22 protein-coding genes and 1 tRNA gene are annotated in these 16,648 nt (G+C 68.6%); 14 read left to right on the top strand and 9 right to left on the bottom strand.

What is annotated here, in order from left to right; genetic code table 11:
• On the top strand, positions 1–94 hold a 94-nt coding region (locus tag ACFU5M_RS24675; RefSeq protein ID WP_357881820.1), incomplete at its 5' end, for an MspA family porin.
• 174 nt (positions 95–268) lie between these two features.
• Here the strand turns inward: ACFU5M_RS24675 and ACFU5M_RS24670 are convergent.
• From ACFU5M_RS24670 to ACFU5M_RS24660, 3 genes are all read right to left on the bottom strand, one after another.
• Positions 269–934, bottom strand: coding sequence for an SAF domain-containing protein (locus tag ACFU5M_RS24670; protein WP_379052973.1), 666 nt, complete (start codon positions 932–934; stop codon positions 269–271).
• 87 nt (positions 935–1,021) lie between these two features.
• Positions 1,022–1,327, bottom strand: a complete 306-nt coding sequence (locus ACFU5M_RS24665; protein WP_379052972.1) for an FmdB family zinc ribbon protein — start codon at positions 1,325–1,327, stop codon at positions 1,022–1,024.
• A gap of 69 nt (positions 1,328–1,396) precedes the next feature.
• Complete coding sequence (locus tag ACFU5M_RS24660) at positions 1,397–2,005, bottom strand: 5-formyltetrahydrofolate cyclo-ligase (RefSeq protein WP_379052971.1); 609 nt, start codon at positions 2,003–2,005, stop codon at positions 1,397–1,399.
• Between the two features lie 68 nt (positions 2,006–2,073).
• Here ACFU5M_RS24660 and ACFU5M_RS24655 point away from each other — a divergent pair, with 68 nt between their 5' ends.
• The 6 genes from ACFU5M_RS24655 to ACFU5M_RS24630 all read left to right on the top strand — a co-directional run bounded on the left by ACFU5M_RS24655 (position 2,074) and on the right by ACFU5M_RS24630 (position 7,605).
• Entirely contained in the window at positions 2,074–3,024 is a 951-nt protein-coding gene (locus ACFU5M_RS24655) for a UTP--glucose-1-phosphate uridylyltransferase (protein WP_379052976.1), read from the top strand.
• 150 nt (positions 3,025–3,174) lie between these two features.
• A complete protein-coding gene (glp, locus tag ACFU5M_RS24650) occupies positions 3,175–4,431 on the top strand; it encodes a gephyrin-like molybdotransferase Glp (RefSeq protein WP_379052969.1) in 1,257 nt (418 codons plus the stop codon).
• Positions 4,432–4,443: 12 nt separating this feature from the next.
• Positions 4,444–5,094: a GNAT family N-acetyltransferase gene (locus ACFU5M_RS24645; RefSeq protein WP_379052967.1), complete on the top strand. Its 651-nt coding sequence runs from the start codon at positions 4,444–4,446 to the stop codon at positions 5,092–5,094.
• 264 nt (positions 5,095–5,358) lie between these two features.
• A complete protein-coding gene (gene glpR / locus ACFU5M_RS24640) occupies positions 5,359–6,495 on the top strand; it encodes a gephyrin-like molybdotransferase receptor GlpR (RefSeq protein ID WP_379052966.1) in 1,137 nt (378 codons plus the stop codon).
• A 92-nt stretch (positions 6,496–6,587) separates the two neighbouring features.
• A tRNA-Ala gene (locus ACFU5M_RS24635) sits at positions 6,588–6,660 on the top strand.
• A 234-nt stretch (positions 6,661–6,894) separates the two neighbouring features.
• Positions 6,895–7,605 carry a helix-turn-helix domain-containing protein gene (locus ACFU5M_RS24630; protein ID WP_379052964.1) on the top strand — a complete coding sequence of 237 codons (711 nt, stop codon included), beginning with the start codon at positions 6,895–6,897 and terminating at the stop codon, positions 7,603–7,605.
• Here ACFU5M_RS24630 and ACFU5M_RS24625 read toward each other — a convergent pair.
• Complete coding sequence (locus ACFU5M_RS24625) at positions 7,587–8,162, bottom strand: dihydrofolate reductase family protein (protein WP_379052963.1); 576 nt, start codon at positions 8,160–8,162, stop codon at positions 7,587–7,589. The genes ACFU5M_RS24630 and ACFU5M_RS24625 overlap by 19 nt on opposite strands.
• 345 nt (positions 8,163–8,507) lie before the next feature.
• Between ACFU5M_RS24625 and ACFU5M_RS24620 the strand changes: the two genes are divergently transcribed.
• Positions 8,508–9,104, top strand: a complete 597-nt coding sequence (locus ACFU5M_RS24620; protein WP_379052961.1) for a hypothetical protein — start codon at positions 8,508–8,510, stop codon at positions 9,102–9,104.
• A 44-nt stretch (positions 9,105–9,148) separates the two neighbouring features.
• Here the strand turns inward: ACFU5M_RS24620 and ACFU5M_RS24615 are convergent, their stop codons facing one another.
• The 3 genes from ACFU5M_RS24615 to ACFU5M_RS24605 form a co-directional block, all read right to left on the bottom strand.
• The gene (locus tag ACFU5M_RS24615) at positions 9,149–9,685 is read right to left on the bottom strand and encodes a hypothetical protein (RefSeq protein ID WP_379052960.1); all 537 of its coding nucleotides are present in this window, start codon (positions 9,683–9,685) and stop codon (positions 9,149–9,151) included.
• 414 nt (positions 9,686–10,099) lie between these two features.
• Positions 10,100–10,468, bottom strand: coding sequence for a DUF2511 domain-containing protein (locus ACFU5M_RS24610; RefSeq protein ID WP_379052959.1), 369 nt, complete (start codon positions 10,466–10,468; stop codon positions 10,100–10,102).
• A gap of 179 nt (positions 10,469–10,647) precedes the next feature.
• Positions 10,648–11,100, bottom strand: coding sequence for a hypothetical protein (locus tag ACFU5M_RS24605; protein WP_379052958.1), 453 nt, complete (start codon positions 11,098–11,100; stop codon positions 10,648–10,650).
• 136 nt (positions 11,101–11,236) lie between these two features.
• Between ACFU5M_RS24605 and ACFU5M_RS24600 the strand changes: the two genes are divergently transcribed.
• Positions 11,237–11,863, top strand: a complete 627-nt coding sequence (locus tag ACFU5M_RS24600) for a TetR/AcrR family transcriptional regulator (RefSeq protein ID WP_379052957.1) — start codon at positions 11,237–11,239, stop codon at positions 11,861–11,863.
• Here ACFU5M_RS24600 and ACFU5M_RS24595 read toward each other — a convergent pair.
• Positions 11,847–12,512 (bottom strand): TetR/AcrR family transcriptional regulator, encoded by a 666-nt coding sequence (locus ACFU5M_RS24595; RefSeq protein ID WP_379052956.1) that lies wholly within the window; start codon positions 12,510–12,512, stop codon positions 11,847–11,849. The genes ACFU5M_RS24600 and ACFU5M_RS24595 overlap by 17 nt on opposite strands.
• Before the next feature lie 101 nt (positions 12,513–12,613).
• On the opposite strand from ACFU5M_RS24595, the gene ACFU5M_RS24590 reads away from it, so the two are divergent.
• The 3 genes from ACFU5M_RS24590 to ACFU5M_RS24580 all read left to right on the top strand — a co-directional run bounded on the left by ACFU5M_RS24590 (position 12,614) and on the right by ACFU5M_RS24580 (position 14,588).
• Complete coding sequence (locus ACFU5M_RS24590) at positions 12,614–14,083, top strand: cytochrome P450 (protein ID WP_379052954.1); 1,470 nt, start codon at positions 12,614–12,616, stop codon at positions 14,081–14,083.
• Positions 14,080–14,265 (top strand): ferredoxin, encoded by a 186-nt coding sequence (locus tag ACFU5M_RS24585; protein ID WP_379052952.1) that lies wholly within the window; start codon positions 14,080–14,082, stop codon positions 14,263–14,265. Before ACFU5M_RS24590 ends, ACFU5M_RS24585 begins: the two co-directional genes overlap by 4 nt.
• Before the next feature lie 89 nt (positions 14,266–14,354).
• Entirely contained in the window at positions 14,355–14,588 is a 234-nt protein-coding gene (locus tag ACFU5M_RS24580) for a hypothetical protein (protein ID WP_379052950.1), read from the top strand.
• Positions 14,589–14,617: 29 nt separating this feature from the next.
• Here ACFU5M_RS24580 and ACFU5M_RS24575 read toward each other — a convergent pair whose 3' ends face one another.
• Positions 14,618–15,355 carry a uracil-DNA glycosylase gene (locus ACFU5M_RS24575; protein WP_379052949.1) on the bottom strand — a complete coding sequence of 246 codons (738 nt, stop codon included), beginning with the start codon at positions 15,353–15,355 and terminating at the stop codon, positions 14,618–14,620.
• Positions 15,356–15,733: 378 nt separating this feature from the next.
• Here ACFU5M_RS24575 and ACFU5M_RS24570 point away from each other — a divergent pair, with 378 nt between their 5' ends.
• Entirely contained in the window at positions 15,734–16,177 is a 444-nt protein-coding gene (locus tag ACFU5M_RS24570) for a GyrI-like domain-containing protein (RefSeq protein WP_043698209.1), read from the top strand.
• Entirely contained in the window at positions 16,174–16,608 is a 435-nt protein-coding gene (locus tag ACFU5M_RS24565; RefSeq protein ID WP_379052948.1) for an effector binding domain-containing protein, read from the top strand. Before ACFU5M_RS24570 ends, ACFU5M_RS24565 begins: the two co-directional genes overlap by 4 nt.
• Positions 16,609–16,648: the final 40 nt, after the last annotated feature.

Below are 16,648 nucleotides of genomic sequence, written 5' to 3'. Positions count from 1 at the left end.
TGCCCAGGCGCGCGCTTTCGTCAGTGTCGAGGTCGAGACCGACAATGTCATCACCTGGGTGACGTTGTGGGGACAACCTTTCAGCCTCGGCTGAGCCGGAGACTTCAGGCGCACGACGTGAACGGGCCCGTCGATGACGGGCCCGTTTCGCTTGCTGCGCGGGTGAAGTCGGAATTCGGCTCTCGGCGAGTAGATCGCCGGCCGGAATCGGCACCTTCGAATCGGTGCGTGTGTAGTCGGCGGATCTTCGGCGAAGTGTGACCGGCGGTCAGTGGAAGACGACGGTGAGCGCGGTGCGCAGTGACGCCCCTGCTACGACGGCGGCGTGCTCGGCGTCCATCGCGACCAAGACCACGCGTTCCGTGGCTTGCCGCCCGGCACCGGTGCCGGCGACGAGGATGACGGCAGCATCGGTGGCGAGGGTGCGGGGTGCCCGGGAACCGAGTCCGTTCGCGTCTTCGGCGCCGATCACGTCCACGCGATCGCCCGCGCGCAGGATGTCGGCGACCGCCGTGTCGGCGAGGCGGAGGGGCACGATGCGCGCCTCGCGCGCGCCGGTCGCCGCCGCGGCCAGGCGCGGGCCGACGATACGTAGATCGGTGAAGACCTCGCCCTGCCGCATGGCGCCGGTCAGCGTCGCGCCGATGAGCGCGGCGGGATCGGCGACCGCACCCGCGGGCAGCGTGCCCGCCTCGCGCGGTGTGGCGCGCAGGTCATCTGCCTCGAGCAGTTGTCCCGGAGTCAGATCCCGGCCCGCGACGACGACCGTCGTGCGTTCGGTATCCGGGTCACCACGAACGAGCAGCAACGTCGCGAGTGCGGCGAGTGCGGCGGCGAGCAGTCGTCGGGCGAGTACAGCATCGGCCCAGGGCGGGCGCTGCCACCCGGACGGATTCCAGCCGCCGCGGCGCAGGTCGGCGAATGCACGAGTCATGGCCGGATCCTATGGCCGGACTCGCACTCGCCCGGCCGGGATCACCGGAGGCTGTGGATAGGTGACTGGCTGTGGAAAACCGTCGAATCAGCTGGCTACGGCCGTGCTGGTGGACGCGGTGGACCCGCTCGCCGAACCGGAACTCGACGACCCGGAGTCGGAAGAGGAACTCGAACTGCTGTCGGACTTGGCGGGCTCGCTGGCGGTGGAGGAGCCACCCCGGCTGTCGGTCCGGTAGAAGCCGCTGCCCTTGAAGACGATGCCGACCGAGTTGAACAGCTTGCGCAGCTTTCCGGAGCACTCCGAGCACACGGTCAGCGCCTCGTCCGTGAAGGACTGAACGATGTCGAAGCGGTTGTCACACTGGGTGCACGCATACGAGTAAGTAGGCACAGGATCCTCCGCGGTGTTCGTCGATCTGGCACTCTACAGCCGACAGTGCCAACACCGCCAATCGGTGTTTCATTCCCCAGCGTAATGGCCGCCCAGTCGGCGCAGGCCGCCCCGTGGCGTCAGCGCCCAGCCCATACGCAGATCATGCGGTTCCTCGGGCAGCCGGTCGAGCAGCTCGTCGTCGCGAACCACCGCGACCAGACGCGCGTCCGGCCGTGCGGCGGGCAACGTGCGGTCGTAGTAGCCCGCCCCGCGACCGAGCCGCACGCCGCGCAGGTCCACCGCGAGGGCGGGGACCAGGATCAGCCTGGCCCGGGCGACGGCGTCGGGCGGCAGCACCGCGCCGGTGGGTTCGAGCAATCCGTAGCGGGCCCGGCGCAAGGTGTCCGCGCCGGTGTACTCGGCCCAGCTCAAAGGTCCCGGCGGCCCGGTGACCGGCAGTAGTACCCGCGCGCCTCCGGCGAGCAGCGCGTCCAGCATCGCCGTCGACCCCGGTTCCCCCGCCACCGGCACGTAGGCGCAGACCCACCCGTGAGCGCCCAGCGTGTCCATTGCCGTGGCCAGGGCGAACGCTTCTTTCTCGCGCTCCGTGGCGCTCATCACAGCCCGTTGGGCGAGGAGTTCGATGCGCCATGCATGTTTGTCGCGCTCGCCGGGCATCTCCACAGTGATCACCATAGGCTCACCCCGGAACCGGGTCGGCGCGACGCCGATCCGGCGGCGTGATGGATGGATAGGGTATGCGTATGACAGCAAAGGCCGGAAAGCCCGGTGACACCGAGTCGTGCTTCCGCACGGCCGTGGTGCCCGCGGCCGGGCTCGGAACACGGTTCCTGCCCGCGACCAAGACGGTGCCCAAAGAACTTCTTCCGGTGGTGGACACCCCCGGCATCGAACTGGTCGCCGCCGAGGCGGCCGAATCCGGCGCCGAGCGCCTGGTGATCGTCACCTCCCCGGGTAAGGACGGCGTGGTCGCGCACTTCGTCGAGGACTTGGTGCTGGAGAGCACGCTGGAAGAGCGCGGCAAGTTCAAGCTGCTGGAGAAAGTGCGCAAGGCGCCGGGACTGCTCGATGTGACCTCGGTGGTGCAGGAGGAGCCGCTCGGGCTCGGGCACGCGGTGGCCCAGGCCGAGCAGGCGCTCGACGCCGACGAGGACGTCATCGCGGTGCTGCTGCCCGACGACCTCGTGCTGCCCCGCGGCGTGCTCGACGTGATGTGCCGGGTGCGGCGCAAGCGCGGCGGAACGGTGCTGTGCGCCATCGATGTACCCAAGGACGAGGTCAGCGCCTACGGCGTGTTCGACGTCGCGCCGGTGCCGGACGCGGTGAACCCGAACGTGCTGCGCGTCAAAGGAATGGTGGAGAAGCCCGCGCTCGCCGACGCGCCGTCGACGTTCGCGGCCGCGGGCCGGTATCTGCTGGACCGCGCGATTTTCGACGCGCTGCGCCGCATCGAGCCCGGTGCGGGCGGCGAACTGCAGCTCACCGACGCGATCGCACTGCTGATCGCCGAGGGGCATCCGGTTCATGTGGTGGTGCACCGTGGGTCGCGCCACGATTTGGGCAACCCGGGCGGTTATCTTCGTGCTGCGGTCGATTTCGCATTGGAACGAGAGGAATACGGCCCCGCCCTGCGCGAGTGGCTGCAGCACCGCCTCGGTCCGGACTGGGATCCGCAGCTGACGACCGACGACTGACGGACCCGCCGGGGGTTTCGCCGAGAGTGGACCGTCGGGTACGAATGATGGTCACCGCGGTGCGCGCGAATGCGCTTGCGCCGCGGCGGGATCGCGCGCGCTCGCGCAGGCGAGATCGGATGGAGTGCGGAGAGGATCAGGAAGGGCTGGATGCGCTCGGTTGAGGATCAGCAGATCAAGGTGACCGCCGCGGCGGTCGCGCCCCGACCGGTCCGGGTCGCGATTTCCGAGGCCCAGGGCCTGCTGTGCGCCGAGGACGTCGTCACCGAGCGGCCGTTGCCCGGCTTCGATCAGGCCGCCATCGACGGCTACGCCGTGCGCAGCGTCGACGTGGCATCGGCCGGGGCCGACATCCGCGACGAAGTAGGCGATCTCGTCGACCTGACCCTTCCGGTCGTCGGCGAGGTGGTCGCCGGTTCGCGGCAGCCGATCCGCTTGCAGCCGCGTCAGACCGTCCGGGTGGACACCGGCGCACCGATGCCGACGCTCGCCGACGCGGTGCTCCCGTTGGACTTCACCGACGGCGGCCGGGCCAGGATCAAGGTGTACGAGCCGGTGCGCTCCGGCGATTACGTGCGGCGCATCGGGGACGACGTCCAGCCGGGTGACGTGGCGGTGCGTGCGGGAACCATCATCGGCGCCGCGCAAGTCGGTCTGCTCGCCGCGGTCGGTCAAGACAAAGTACTGGTGCATCCGCGCCCTCGACTATCGGTGCTCTCGGTGGGCGGCGAGCTGATCGATATCGATCGCACCCCCGGCCCCGGCCAGGTGTACGACGTGAACTCCTACGCGCTGGCCGCGGCTGCGCGCGATGCCGGTGCGGATGTGAATCGCGTCGGCATCGTCGGTTCCGATCCGCGCCGGTTGCGCGACGTGGTCGAAGGGCAGTTGGTGCGCTCCGAGGTGGTCGTCATCGCAGGCGCGGTCGGCGGCTGGGCTTCCGAGCAGGTCCGGGAGGCGCTGGAAGGGCTCGGCGAGCTCGAAATAACCCGTGTGGCCATGCATCCCGGCTCGGTGCAGGGCTTCGGCCGGCTCGGCCGCGACGAGGTGCCGACTTTCCTGCTGCCGTCCAACCCGGTGGGCGCGCTGGTGGTATTCGAGGTGATGGTGCGGCCTTTGATCCGAATCGCGTTAGGGCGCAGGCATCCCATGCGCCGGATCATCAGCGCGCGGACCATCACCCCGATCAGTTCCATGGCCGGGCGCAAGGGATACCTGCGCGCGCAGCTCATGCGGGACGAAGCCACCGGCGAATACCTCGTGCAGCCGCTCGGCAACGGGAACTCGTCCTCGCACCTGCTCGCCACGCTCGCCGAGGCGAACAGCCTGATCGTGCTCGAGCCGGACGACACCGAGATCCGTACCGGTGACGAAGTCCAGGTCGCCTTCCTCGCACAGCGCGGCTGAAACGTGGACGCGATGAATGTCTTCCGGGCCACGCAGCATCCGGGGTGGCCCGCGCGGCTGGGCCCGGCGCGGGTGGCCGCGGGACAGGTGACCCTACGTCCGGTGCGGCTGCGCGACGCGGCGGCCTGGAGCCGGATCCGGTTGCGCGACAGGGCGCATCTGGAGCCGTGGGAGCCGACCGGTCGCGGCGCGTGGGAGGCGCGCAACCACGCCTCCAATTGGCCGGCGCTGTGGTCGAGCCTGAAGGCGGAGGCCAGGCGCGGCGCGATGATCCCGTTGGTGATCGAAGTCGACGGCGTGTTCAGCGGGCAGTTGACCGTCGGCAATATCGTGCGCGGCGCACTGCGGTCGGCCTGGATCGGTTACTGGGTGGCCAAGGATCTCAGCGGGCAAGGCGTCGCCACGGCGGCGTTGGCGCTGGGCCTGGACCACTGCTTCGGGCCGGTCGGTCTGCATCGGGTCGAGGCGACCGTCCGGCCGGAGAATCTGGCCAGCCAGGCGGTACTGCGCAATGTCGGTTTCCGGGAAGAGGGACTGCTCCGGCGCTACCTCGACGTGGACGGCGCCTGGCGGGATCACCTGCTGGTCGGCATGACCGTCGAGGAACTGGCCGGAACGGTCCTGGACCGGTTGGTGCGAGAGGGGCGCGTCACCCTGCAGTAGATCCGGCCCCCCGGGCCGCGGTGACATTGGTGGAAATGTGACAGGTGTGGCGGATGTGCACGGCGCGCCTGCCGGAACTTGGTGCTACCCGGAATTAGCCTACGGACGTCGATGGTGCGTCTTGCGTCATCGGCAAAGAGCCTGCGAGGGGACCGGCGTCCGCGCCGCTGCGTCGGACGGGGGCCGGCCGAGGGCGGAGCGTGTGACGAACCGCTCGCGGGCCGAGCCGGACAAAAACCCTGGCGGGACGGAGGTGCTGACGCGATGCCGAATTCGATTTTGTGGATCGGGCTGGTCGTGCTCTGGGTCTTCGTCCTGTTCCCGATCCTCGCCGATCGTCACCCGAGAATCCGCCGGACCACCGACGCCGCGCTGGCGACCAGGGTCCTGCATCGCGGCGGAGGCAAACGGCGTCTCCGGAAAGGCCCGGCCGCCGGACACGAAACCGATCCGAACTGGCGGCCTCGCCGCGTACCGAGAAAGTATCCCCACAGCGATGATGCGGAGGACCGGATGACGACACCGGCCGACGAGCCCGTCACCGAGACCGACGAGGAGAACACGCCCGCGGCCGACGACGTCGCGGCATCCGACATCGCTGACGCCGAAACGGACGACATCGCCGCCGCCGAGACGGACGACATCGAGGCCGACGATCGCGCGACCGCCGCACCGGACGACGACGAGTCGGACGAGGTCGAGCCGGCCCACGACGAGTCGGATGACGATGAAGCCGCCGAAGTCGCTGCGAAGATCGACGCGGAGACCGATGATGGCGGCGTGGGCGCATACCACCCCGAGACGGTCGCGGCCAGAATCCCGCCTGCGCGCTCCACCGCGCCCGCCCGCGTGGACGACTACGACTACGACGACTACGACGAGTACGACGACGTGGACTCGGCGGAACCGGACTTCGTCCCCACCCGCCGTGGCCGCGGCGGCTACGACCCTGAAGCCGACGCCATCGCCAGCGCGGCCCGCTACACCTTCCGTCAGCGCGCCGTGCTCGGCCTGCTGCTCACCGCTATCCTCTCCGGCGCGCTCGCGATGGTATTCACGCCCTTCCTGTGGTGGGCTTGCGCGCTCGCCGTCACCGTGCTGGTGACCTACCTGGCCTACCTGCGCAAGCAGGTGCGGATGGAGGAGGAGATCCGCCGCAGGCGCGCCGCCCGCCTCAACCGTGGCCACCAGGACGAGGCCGATCCGGGCGCCCAGGGAACCCGCGCTCCGCACGGCGCCATGGACCGCGACACCGCCCGCGCCCTCCGCCGCCGTTCCACCCTGGTCGAGCCCGACGACGAAGACCCCATGTTCGCCCACCTCGACCCCTTCGACCCGGCCACCGCCCGCGCCCTGCGCACCCGCACCAGCGGCGACATTCGCCGCGCCGCCGGCGCATAGCCCCGCACCTGTTTCCGCAGGCCAAAGCACCGATTCGGAGTCTGGGTGCGTGGCCTGATACAGTGTCACAGCGCGGTTCCCCGGAACCGCACGGGGCTATAGCGCAGTTGGTAGCGCGTCTCGTTCGCATCGAGAAGGTCAGGGGTTCGATTCCCCTTAGCTCCACAGCAAGGCAGAGTTCGCCTACCGTTTACCGGCATTCCCGGGGCCATTTCAATCAGGTCCCGGGATTTCTTCTTTGCAGATGATATTCCGCCGGGCGTCGACAGGGGCTCGTTCGGCACCACCAATTGCTCGCGCTGACCGCGGGACATCCGCACCTGCCGAATGCCGTGTATTCGCAGGCCTGTCGCATGCAGCGGGATTCGAGCGGCAAGCGCCCGGATTAGGATGCCGGTGGTGGGATTGCTGTTCGAGACGCGGGTATCGGATTCGCTGTGGATCGACTCCGTGTGGACGTGCCGGAGCGAGCGGGTCGCGGAGATGACCAGCGTGGCGACCGAGACCCTGGGTCTGGTGTTCTGGGAACAGGACGGCACCGCGTACGCGGGCATCTCGGGTCCCGAAAGCCGTTGCGGTACCGCCCCCGTGCCCGAAGGCGCGGCCTTCGTCGGTGTTCAGTTCGCGGTCGGCACGTCGCTTCGCGCGGTGGCCGCGCCGTCTCTGGTCGACCGCGGGCTCCTCTTGCCCGATGTGACGAGTCGGACCTTCTGGTTGGCTGGTGCCCGCTGGGAGACGCCGCGCCCGGACGACGTCGAGGCGCTGGTCGACCGGCTCGTCCGAGACGGAGTTCTGGTTCGTGATCCTCTGGTAGCGGACGCACTGCGCGGGCACCGTCCGGCGGCCACCGAGCGCACGCTCGAAAGACGCTTCCGAGCGTCGACGGGCCTCACCCGTTGCGCGGTGCGGCAGATCGGACGCGCCCGCACCGCGGCGCTACTGCTGACCGCGGGCGAGTGCCCGAGCGAGGTCGTCGACAAGCTCGGGTACTACGACGAACCCCATCTCGCCCGCGCGCTGCGGCGGTATGTCGGGCGTACCGCACGGCAGCTCCGCGAAGGCAGCGGGGGTGCGATCGCGCTCGATCCCACTCAGCGCACGACGTCGTAGACCAGCTTGGCAACTCCGTTGGAGTAGGTCGCGGACTCCTTCAGACGCAATTGCCGCTTGTCCCGGTCCGCCCTGCTGAAAAGACTCTTGCCTGCCCCGAGCAGCACCGGGAACACGAGCAGGTTGTACCGGTCGATCAGATCGGCATCCGACAGGCGCCGTGCCAGCTCGGCGCTGCCGTGAATGAAAATGGCGCCACCATCGCTCTGCTTCAGTTCGGCGATGTCATCGATCGACCGCAGGATCGTGATCGGACCCCATCCCTCGATCACGTCCTCGTCTTTCAGACCGGTCGAGACCACGTACTTGGGAAGGTCCTTGTACGCGCTGTGATCCGCGGAATCGCGCCAGATCGGGGCGAACACCTCGTAGCTGCGACGGCCGAACATCAGTCCCGTCGTGTCGGCGAGTTCTTCGGCTTTGAGCGAGTACGCCTCGGGCACGAACTCGGTATCCATCACCCAGCCGCCGCTGCGGTGCCCCTCCACCTTGCCGCCCGGCGAGTCCACCACACCGTCCAGCGACATGAAGCCCGTGTAGACCAATTCACGTGTCACAGTTTCCTCCTGAGGTCGAAGCGGAGACCGCCGATAACCGCCCGGCGCACCGCTGGTCGGCAGCCTAAGGACGGATGGCGCTGCTGTCTTGGACAGAACCGACATCCACTCGCGGCATCCTCGTACCGTGCTCCGGCTCTGGACGCGTCGGCGACGTGTACAGGGCGTCGGTCGAATGGCGGATACCGGAGCACCGTTGTCCGTTGCGACGATTCGTGGCGGATCGCCCTGGCGTGGGCGCCGCGCCGCTTCGGATGGAGGTGCTCGTGACGGCGCGTACGACAAGCGCCGTGGCACCGGAAGACTGCCGGTCCGGCCGTCGATGTCGAGTCGTAAGGAATGCCGATGACCGATTGCTTGTCCGAGGACCGATATTCCGCCACGATCGGCGCGGACCGCCTCGCCGACACGGTGCGTAAGGCCGAGTCGACAGCAGTAAGCCTGCGTGCGAACAACTGTGAGCCGGATAGCTGGAAGCTGCGTGCATGGACACCGGCCAATCAGTCGGCCGTCTTCACCGGCTGGATGTTGCGGACCTATCGTGCCGACGACTACGAGGACGGCAGCGGGGCGTACCGCCACACCGTGAGCGAATTGATCGTCGGTTTGCTCGATGCATCCGGTGGGCTGTATCGAGGTGTCTTGGAGCGGCGGCGCTACACCCCTGATCTGCCTGCTGCTACGGCCCGCGGCTGGGACTTCGCGGTATGGGACGAAGGCATGCTGACATCGCACAGCAGAGTCGAGTCTGCCGAGCATGTGGTGGCGATGGAACGGGGCTATCGGGGGCACGATCCCGTGGCACCCGGCGGCTTCTGTGACTCGATCAGCGCCGATCTGGACCAGTTGCCGCACCGCTGCGCGCAGCGCGCACGGCCCGCCGCCGTGCGCCGGCCGGAGGCAGCACCCAAGAGGAAGCGCTCTTGGAGCACGTGGTTCTGAGGCCGGTGCACCGGTATCGGGCAGAGACCGAGCGACCCGGTCGCTCAAGCGGTGGCGCTACGCAGGGCGAACCAGCCGGTGCCGGGGTCGGCGAAGCCGTGATACATCAGGCGGACTCGCTGGTCCACCTCGAAGAGGCGGTAGATCGCGAGCATGGCGCGGGCGGTCGCTTCCTGCTGGAAGTCGTCGATGCGGCGGTAGCCGATGGGGTGTTCGGGGAGCAGGGCCAGGCGGGTCAGTTCGGTGGGATCGGTGATGTCCAAGCCGATCGGCGCGGCGTCGGTGATGTGGTGGTCGTGCAGGATGTCGTGGATTTGATGGGGATCGGGGCGGCCGGTGCGGAACTCGTGCAGTTCGGGACGTAACCCTGGGTCCCCGGCTGTCGGTTCGTTCTCGACCAGGTCGATCACCTCGGCGTCGGGGGTCGGTGCGCCGGTGTCGGTGGAGAGCGGGGTCTGCTCGAGTAGGTGCAGCATATTGCCACCGGGGATCAGCGGCTCCGGTGCGAGGAACAGCGTCACCGTTGGGCAAAGGCAACCTGGGCCGACCAGGCAGACGCGTAGATGGAACGAGTCGGGCATGCGGCCCTCCTGCATGGGGCGGACCGGATGCACCGGCCCTCGCTGGATCGGGACTTCGAGTTGCGCCGATCGCGAAGCTGCCGCGGCGCTTCGACGGTCGACCGTGCCGCAATTCCCCAGTTTAGGAGCCGGGCGCAGCTCGCGCACCGCCATCACCCGCTTTCGTCAGCGGATCCGCCGAGCGTCCGCGATGTCCTCGGACTCGGCCGCTCGTTCACGACTGGGTATCCCTGCTGTGCGACGGACGTTCATCGCGGTCTCGCCCGAGATTCCACTATCCGTCTCGACTCGGGCAGCCCTTGAACGTTTGTGCTGCGCGTTGAGCGGGTGATGCGCTGCACCGAGCCTGCGCGGCGCTCTGCTCCTGGTGGAGGTAATGGCCCACTGCGAGGAGTTGAGGAAAGCTGTCGCGCGTCAGCCGGAAACGTGGCAGAGCGCGAGAGTTTTGCTACGCATGGCTCCGAGGCTGATCTTGTCGCCGCCCGCACCGGTGGCGCGAAGGGGTTCGATGCTCGCGATTCCTGCGGTGGAGGCGTTGTCGTTCAACGCGTAGACGGTGCCGTCGGGAGCGATGAACACGGCGAGGTCGCCGGGACGGCATTCCAAGGTGCCGTGGTCGACGGTGAGTGGCCACAAGTAGCCCATATTCTCGCTGCTGATCGTCTGACTGCTGGAGGTGGGCGGCGGGAGGTGTGACGGAACGGGGTGCTCGGGATTCTTCGGGCCCGAGCCGCCACCGCACGCGGAGGTCGCCAACGCACCGACGATGAGACCGGCGATCACTATTCGCCTGCGATTCTTCCGCCGAGTAGCAGCGCGATCTTCCGACACGAGCATCCGTGATTCCCCCTCTGCGTCGCGCCGTCCCGAGGCGCTGGCAGGCAGCGTACTGGCCGAACCCACTGCAGCGCCAGGGAGATTCGGTCCGGTGCGGGCGGGCGCGGTGCACGAAGAAACGAGCTTCAGTTGATCCGGATCTCGACCGGCGGGGCCGCCACGTGCGGGTAGTCGGTGGTCACGTCGACCTGCACGCGGCCGGGTCCGGTGGGCAGGGCGGCGAAGACGGTCGCGGGTGGCTGATTCGAAGCCGTGTCGTCGCGGATGGGGACGGCCACTGTGCCCGCGGCGCCGGTGTCGAGGTTGCGCCAGTTGGCGAACGCGGTGAAGGCGCACGGCGTGTCCACCGGGGTCTGATCGACGAAGCTGATGCCGAAACGGGCCGCACCGGGTGTTCCGGTGGGCGAGGAGACACCTGCCCGGCCCTCGCCGTAGCAGATATCGCCGAAGGTGTAGACGACTCCGATGTTCACGAACGCGGGTTCATCCGCAGTCGCCGTGGCCGCCTGCGCCGCGAACCCGCTGATGCACAGCGCCGCGATCAGGGCTCTTCGTCCCGCCGGCTGTCTGCCTCGCACTGTCGATCACGCTCCTTCTTCGTCGAATGAGCACTCTCGGACGGTCATTGTGCCCCCTCCGGCACCGTTCACGGTCTGATTCACGCGCAACGTCGCCGCCGTGTGCGCGGGACCGTCACCGGCTTAGCATCGGTACGTGGAGCGAGGATCGTTGCTGAAGGCGCGGGCGGGCGGGAAACTGCACGGCGGTAATCACGGCATCGCGCCGGAAGACGTGCTGGCCGCGCAGCGGGCCCGCATGCTGGTGGCGATGATCGAGGCGGCTGCGGACAAGGGCTACGCGGCGGCGACGGTGGCGGACGTGCTGAAACGCGCCGAGGTGTCGCGGATGACCTTCTATCAGCATTTCGCGAACAAGGAGGCGTGCTTCCTCGCCGCCTACGACATGGCCGTGGAGATCGTGATGACCCGGATCGCGGGAGCGCTCGCGGCCGACGGCACACCGCTCGAGCGGATAGACCGCGCACTCGGCGCGTATTTCTCCACCCTCGCGCAGGAACCACAGGTCGCGAAGGTCTTCTTGGTCGAGGTATACGCGGCGGGCAGGTCGGTGCTGGAGCGGCGGCTGGCGGCCCAGGCCGCTTTGGTGGACGGATTCGCCGCGGCGCTCGGTGCGGCCCGGCCGCATCAGCGGCTGGCGGGCGAGGCGGTGATCGGCGCGGTCGTCTCCTTGGCGACCAATCGCGTCGTCGCGGGCGATTTCGCCGCGCTGCCCGGGCTGCGCGAGCCGCTGATGTCGTCGCTGATCAAGAATCTGGTGTGAGGCCGGACAGTCGTCCGGCGACCGCGGGCAGTCGATCGAGCATCGCCACGGTGAAATCGCCGAGTAGCGCGATCAACCCGTCTCGGTCGACGTCGAGCCCGCCGTCCAGCCAGACCATGACCAGTTCGGCCGCGCCGCCGGTGATCAGCTGAGAGGTCGCGGCGATCGCGGTGTCCTGCCCTTCCGGCAATTCGAGCACCAGGCGCGTCTGCTCGATGATGACGTCGGCGACTTGGCGCATGCCCGCGAACCGGCTGCGCATGAGCGCCTCGCCGCCGTAGGTCTGGGCGAACGCCACCTTCGCCCGCCGCGGATCATCGGTGAGTTCGACGATGAGGGCCGCGACCCCGGCGCGGATCCGGTCGGCGGGCGTGCCCGTGGTCTCGGCGGTGGCGGCCTTCGCCCGGTCGAGCGCCGCCTGCTGGATCTCCACCAGCACGCCGGAGGCGAGCGCGTCGCGGTCGGGGAACGCCTCGTAGAAGAAGCGGGGGCCGACTCTGGCCTGTTCGCACACCCCGCGCACGGTCAACGCCGACATCCCCTGGGTGCCGATGATGTCGAGGGCGGCGTCGAGCAACCGCCTGCGCCGGTCCTCACGGCGCTCGGCCGTGGAGGCTCCGCGGTAGGTGCCGCTGACGGTACGGGTCACCCCGCAAGCTTGGCACAGCCAAAATTGGGAAACAAACGTTTACGGAAACGGATGTTTCCTCTATCGTCGGACTATCGCAATGTCGCGAAGGGAAGACGGTCATGAGTCTGCTTGCGCCCCAGTCGTTCAACGAGGTCTCCGGCACGATCCGCCAGGCGCGGACCACCTGGGCGTGGCACGCGCAGCGGGCCGCCGCGCGGGCGGTCGCGCACTACCCGGCGCCGGTTCGGCCGCTGGCCGATCCGCCGCAGGGTAGCGGACTGAAACCGGTACTCGGCGACTTCGGGCTTCCCGGGATCGGGTATACCGTGCAAGCTCTGGCCGATCCGATCGGATTCGCGCGCACCCGGTTCGATCGCTTCGGACCGGTGCAGTGGTTCGGCATGCTCGGCCGGCGAATGGTCACCTTCGGCAGCCCGGAGGGGTACGAGGCGGTGATGCTGGACCGCAACAAGGTGTTGTCGGCCCAACGCGGCTGGGAGTGGCTGATCGGTCCGTTCTTCCGTGGCGGCTTGCTGCTGCGCGATTTCGACGACCACCTCTACCACCGGCGCGTCATGCAACAGGCTTTCACGCGGCCGCGGTTGATCGGCTACCTCGACATGACCACGCCGCGAATCACCCGCGGCATCGCGCAGTGGGAGCCGGCCGGCGACTTCCGCGTCTATCGCGCGATCAAGAAACTGCTGCTCCAGCAGGCCACCGAAGTCTTCGCGGGCGCGGAACTCAGCGCGGACGCCGCACGGCTGGAGCGTGCCTTCGAGGACGCGGTGCGTGGTGGGGCCGCGCTGATCCGGGCGAATGTGCCGGGCGGGGTGTGGGCCCGCGGTGTGCGCGGGCGCCGGGTGCTGGAGGAGCACTTCCGGCGCGAGTTGCCCGCGAAGCGCGCGGGCGGCGGCAACGATCTGTTCAGCGTGCTGTGCCGGGCGAGCACCGCCGAGGGCGAGACCTTCACCGACGACGAGGTCGTCGAGCACATGATCTTCGTGATGATGGCCGCCCACGACACCAGCACCATCGCGGCGTCCATGCTCGTCTACGAACTAGGCAGGCATCCGGAATGGCAGGAGCGGCTGCGCGCGGAATCCGTCGCGCTGGGCAAGCCCGCGCTGGACTACGAGGATCTCGACCACCTGCCCTCGCTGGACCTCGCGTTCAAGGAGGCGCTCCGGGTCTACTCACCGGTGGCTCAGCAGGTCCGCGAAACCATCGCCGACACCGACATCCTCGGTTATTACCTGCCGAAGGGGACGTTCATCCTGTGCGGCACGTACGGGCTGATGCGCAACGAGGAGTACTGGCACGACGCCGACACCTTCGACCCGGAACGTTTCGCCGACCACCGCCGTGAGGACAGATCGCACCGCTTCGCGTGGGCGCCCTTCGGCGGCGGGGCGCACAAGTGCATCGGTCTCTACTTCGGCGGCATGACGGTCAAAGCCGTTGTGCACCAAATGTTGTTGCGCTATCGCTGGAGCGTGCCGGACGGCTACGAGCTGCCGTTGGTCGCCGGGACCGGACCGGTGCCCGCCGATGGCCTGCCCATCCGGTTGGAGCGGATCGGCCGATGAGGATCGTCGCCGACCGCATCGTGTGCGCGGGGCACGGCATGTGCGAAGCGCTGGCGCCGGATCTGTTCCGGGTCGGCGAGGACGGAATCGTCGTGCCGGCCGAGACCGGCGCGCCCTCCGAACCGGAACTGCTCGAGCTCGTCGTCGACAGTTGCCCGGTCCAGGCGCTGCGCCTGACCTGAGCTTGTTCGATTCGTTTTGCGTCCCCGGCGCTGGGTACCGCGAACTGCGACGCTCCAGTCCATCGACGCGAGAGGACCGGTGAGACCAGATGACCACCTGCGATACCTGCGGAAACGATTACGACAAGACGTTCACCATCACCCGCGACGGCGAGTCCGCCACCTTCGACAGCTTCGAATGCGCGATCAACGCCATGGCGCCGACGTGCACACACTGTTCCTGCCGCATCCTCGGCCATGGCGTGGAGGCGCGGGGGGAGTACTTCTGCTGCGCGCACTGCGCCCACGAAGCAGGTCACCCCGCCCTGGTCGATCACGTCTGAGTCGCGCCACAGCGGCGATGCGCGAGCGATCACCCGCGCGGTACGTGACTTCGCCGCACCTCGAGCCCGGCGGCTTCCGCCGCGTCGGCGAGTACCGCCTCGAGCATGGCCGGAGTGAGTCGTCCGGTGAAGGTGTTCTGCTGGCTGACGTGATAGCAGCCGAACAGGTGCAGCGGGTTCCGGTCGGCATCGGCCGCGGCCAGTTCCACGCGTGCGCCGTGGCCGAATCGTGGTCGCGGGCGCGGTACCACCCAGCCCGCTCCAGCCAGCACCGGGAGCAGTGCCTGCCAGCCGAACGCGCCGAGTACCACCACCGACCGGACGGTGGGCGTCAGCAGCCGCAATTCGGTATCCAGCCAGTGGCCGCAGCGATCCCGTTCCTCCGGCGTCGGCTTGTTGTCCGGCGGCGCGCAATGCACCGGGGCGGTGATCCGCACGCCGTCGAGCCGCAGGCCGTCGTCGCGGCTGATCGCGGTCGGCTGGTTGGCGAGACCGACCGCGTGCAGCGCCGCGTAGAGCACGTCGCCGCTGCGGTCGCCGGTGAACATCCGGCCGGTCCGGTTGCCGCCGTGCGCGGCGGGCGCGAGTCCGACGATCAGCATCCCCGCGTCCGCCGGACCGAAGCCGGGGACCGGCCGGCCCCAATAGGTCTGGTCGCGGAAGGCGGCGCGCTTCTGTCTCGCGACGAGTTCGCGCCAGGCGACCAGACGTGGGCAGGCGAAGCAGTCGGCGACCGCCGAGTCGAGTTCGGCGATGGTCCGGCACATGTCAGTACCGGCTGTTCGGGCCGGCAGCGTGCTCGTGACGCGCGTGCGGCTCACCGGCACCGCCGCGCCCCGGCGTGGCGGGGCGGTGCCGGTCGCGGATCGGCGTCTCGTTCATCAGAACTCCGTTCGGGGGTGCCCGAGGGGCGAACCGGACGATCATGTTCACTATGCACCGGCGCGACCCGCCGGGGTCGCCGGCTGCCGAGCGCCTCCGTCCGGACCGTACCGCTTCGGACGTCTGTCCAGTTCAGCGGGGTGATCGCGCGGCCGCCGGGGGCGCTATGTGATCGGTACCACCCGGTCCGGGTTGGTAGCATGGCGATTCCGACCGACCGGACGCGGTGGTTCACCTCCGGCTTTCTTCGAAAGAGTCTTTCCATGCAGTTTGAAATCGTCGAGCGGGATGAGACGTGGGTTGCCGGGCTGCCGGTGCGCAGCCCCAAACGTGCGCTCGGGGAACTGCGTGACCGTGATCTGGAGGCCGCCTGGGCGGCGGTGTTGCACCAGGAACTCGGCGGCCCGCTGGCCAGCGCCTACACCGATTACACCGGTGAGCTGGGGACATACAACACGCAGATCGTCGGCTATCAGTGTGCGTCGTTCGACGACGTCACCCGCGGGCACTTGGTCGCCCGGCTGCCGCGCGGCGCCTACGCCCGGTTCTCCTCGGTGGGCAACTTCCCGCAGGTGATGACCGACCTGTGGACGCAGATCGCCTACGCCGAGGAGCACAACCACATCAAACGGACCTATACCGGCGATTTCGAGTGCTACCCGCATGCCTACAAGATCGATCTGTATCTGGCGGTCGACGCGCGATGAGCTATGCGATCGTGGTGCGTGCCGAGGCGGTCTTCGGCGGGCTGGTGGTGCCGCGGGTGCGCCCGAGCTTCAAGGTCAGCAACAGCGACCTGATCGATTTCCTCAAAGACCGGCTGCGCGATCGGGCCGGTGAAGACCGTCCGATGTACACGGTGTACGTGCCGGATCCGGCCGGGAACTACAACGCGGTGGTCTGCTTCGAGTATCCGTCTCCGGACGCCGTGCCGGTGGGCGATGTCCTGGTGCGGGTGCCGAAAGGCGTGTATGCCCGTTTTGCGCCGAATGGCGACTATCACGATCCGGTAGAGGACGTCTGGGCGCAGGTCGACGACGCGACGGCGTCCGCCGAGATCACCCGGGCTTACCGTGAAGAGATCGAGATCTGGCACGGGCCGGAGTCGGTCGAGTTGTTCATTTCCATCCTCGTATAGCTAGCTGAACAGTAACTATCCTCGAACCGACTGGTCTCCC

Source organism: Nocardia sp. NPDC057455 (assembly GCF_042802775.1).
Taxonomy (GTDB): Bacteria; Actinomycetota; Actinomycetes; order Mycobacteriales; family Mycobacteriaceae; genus Nocardia.
The sequence above is the reverse complement of the archived record's forward strand: the minus strand, read 5'-3'. Positions and strand labels throughout refer to the sequence as shown.

What these genes read in the sequence shown, in the direction of transcription:
- ACFU5M_RS24670 (WP_379052973.1), bottom strand. Translation starts at nt 934, where the DNA reads ATGACTCGTGCATTCGCCGACCTGCGCCGCGGCGGCTGGAATCCGTCC.
- ACFU5M_RS24660 (WP_379052971.1), bottom strand. Translation starts at nt 2,005, where the DNA reads ATGGTGATCACTGTGGAGATGCCCGGCGAGCGCGACAAACATGCATGG.
- ACFU5M_RS24655 (WP_379052976.1), top strand. Translation starts at nt 2,074, where the DNA reads ATGACAGCAAAGGCCGGAAAGCCCGGTGACACCGAGTCGTGCTTCCGC.
- glp (WP_379052969.1), top strand. Translation starts at nt 3,175, where the DNA reads ATGCGCTCGGTTGAGGATCAGCAGATCAAGGTGACCGCCGCGGCGGTC.
- ACFU5M_RS24645 (WP_379052967.1), top strand. Translation starts at nt 4,444, where the DNA reads ATGAATGTCTTCCGGGCCACGCAGCATCCGGGGTGGCCCGCGCGGCTG.
- glpR (WP_379052966.1), top strand. Translation starts at nt 5,359, where the DNA reads ATGCCGAATTCGATTTTGTGGATCGGGCTGGTCGTGCTCTGGGTCTTC.
- ACFU5M_RS24620 (WP_379052961.1), top strand. Translation starts at nt 8,508, where the DNA reads ATGACCGATTGCTTGTCCGAGGACCGATATTCCGCCACGATCGGCGCG.
- ACFU5M_RS24615 (WP_379052960.1), bottom strand. Translation starts at nt 9,685, where the DNA reads ATGCCCGACTCGTTCCATCTACGCGTCTGCCTGGTCGGCCCAGGTTGC.
- ACFU5M_RS24590 (WP_379052954.1), top strand. Translation starts at nt 12,614, where the DNA reads ATGAGTCTGCTTGCGCCCCAGTCGTTCAACGAGGTCTCCGGCACGATC.
- ACFU5M_RS24585 (WP_379052952.1), top strand. Translation starts at nt 14,080, where the DNA reads ATGAGGATCGTCGCCGACCGCATCGTGTGCGCGGGGCACGGCATGTGC.
- ACFU5M_RS24580 (WP_379052950.1), top strand. Translation starts at nt 14,355, where the DNA reads ATGACCACCTGCGATACCTGCGGAAACGATTACGACAAGACGTTCACC.
- ACFU5M_RS24575 (WP_379052949.1), bottom strand. Translation starts at nt 15,355, where the DNA reads ATGTGCCGGACCATCGCCGAACTCGACTCGGCGGTCGCCGACTGCTTC.
- ACFU5M_RS24570 (WP_043698209.1), top strand. Translation starts at nt 15,734, where the DNA reads ATGCAGTTTGAAATCGTCGAGCGGGATGAGACGTGGGTTGCCGGGCTG.
- ACFU5M_RS24565 (WP_379052948.1), top strand. Translation starts at nt 16,174, where the DNA reads ATGAGCTATGCGATCGTGGTGCGTGCCGAGGCGGTCTTCGGCGGGCTG.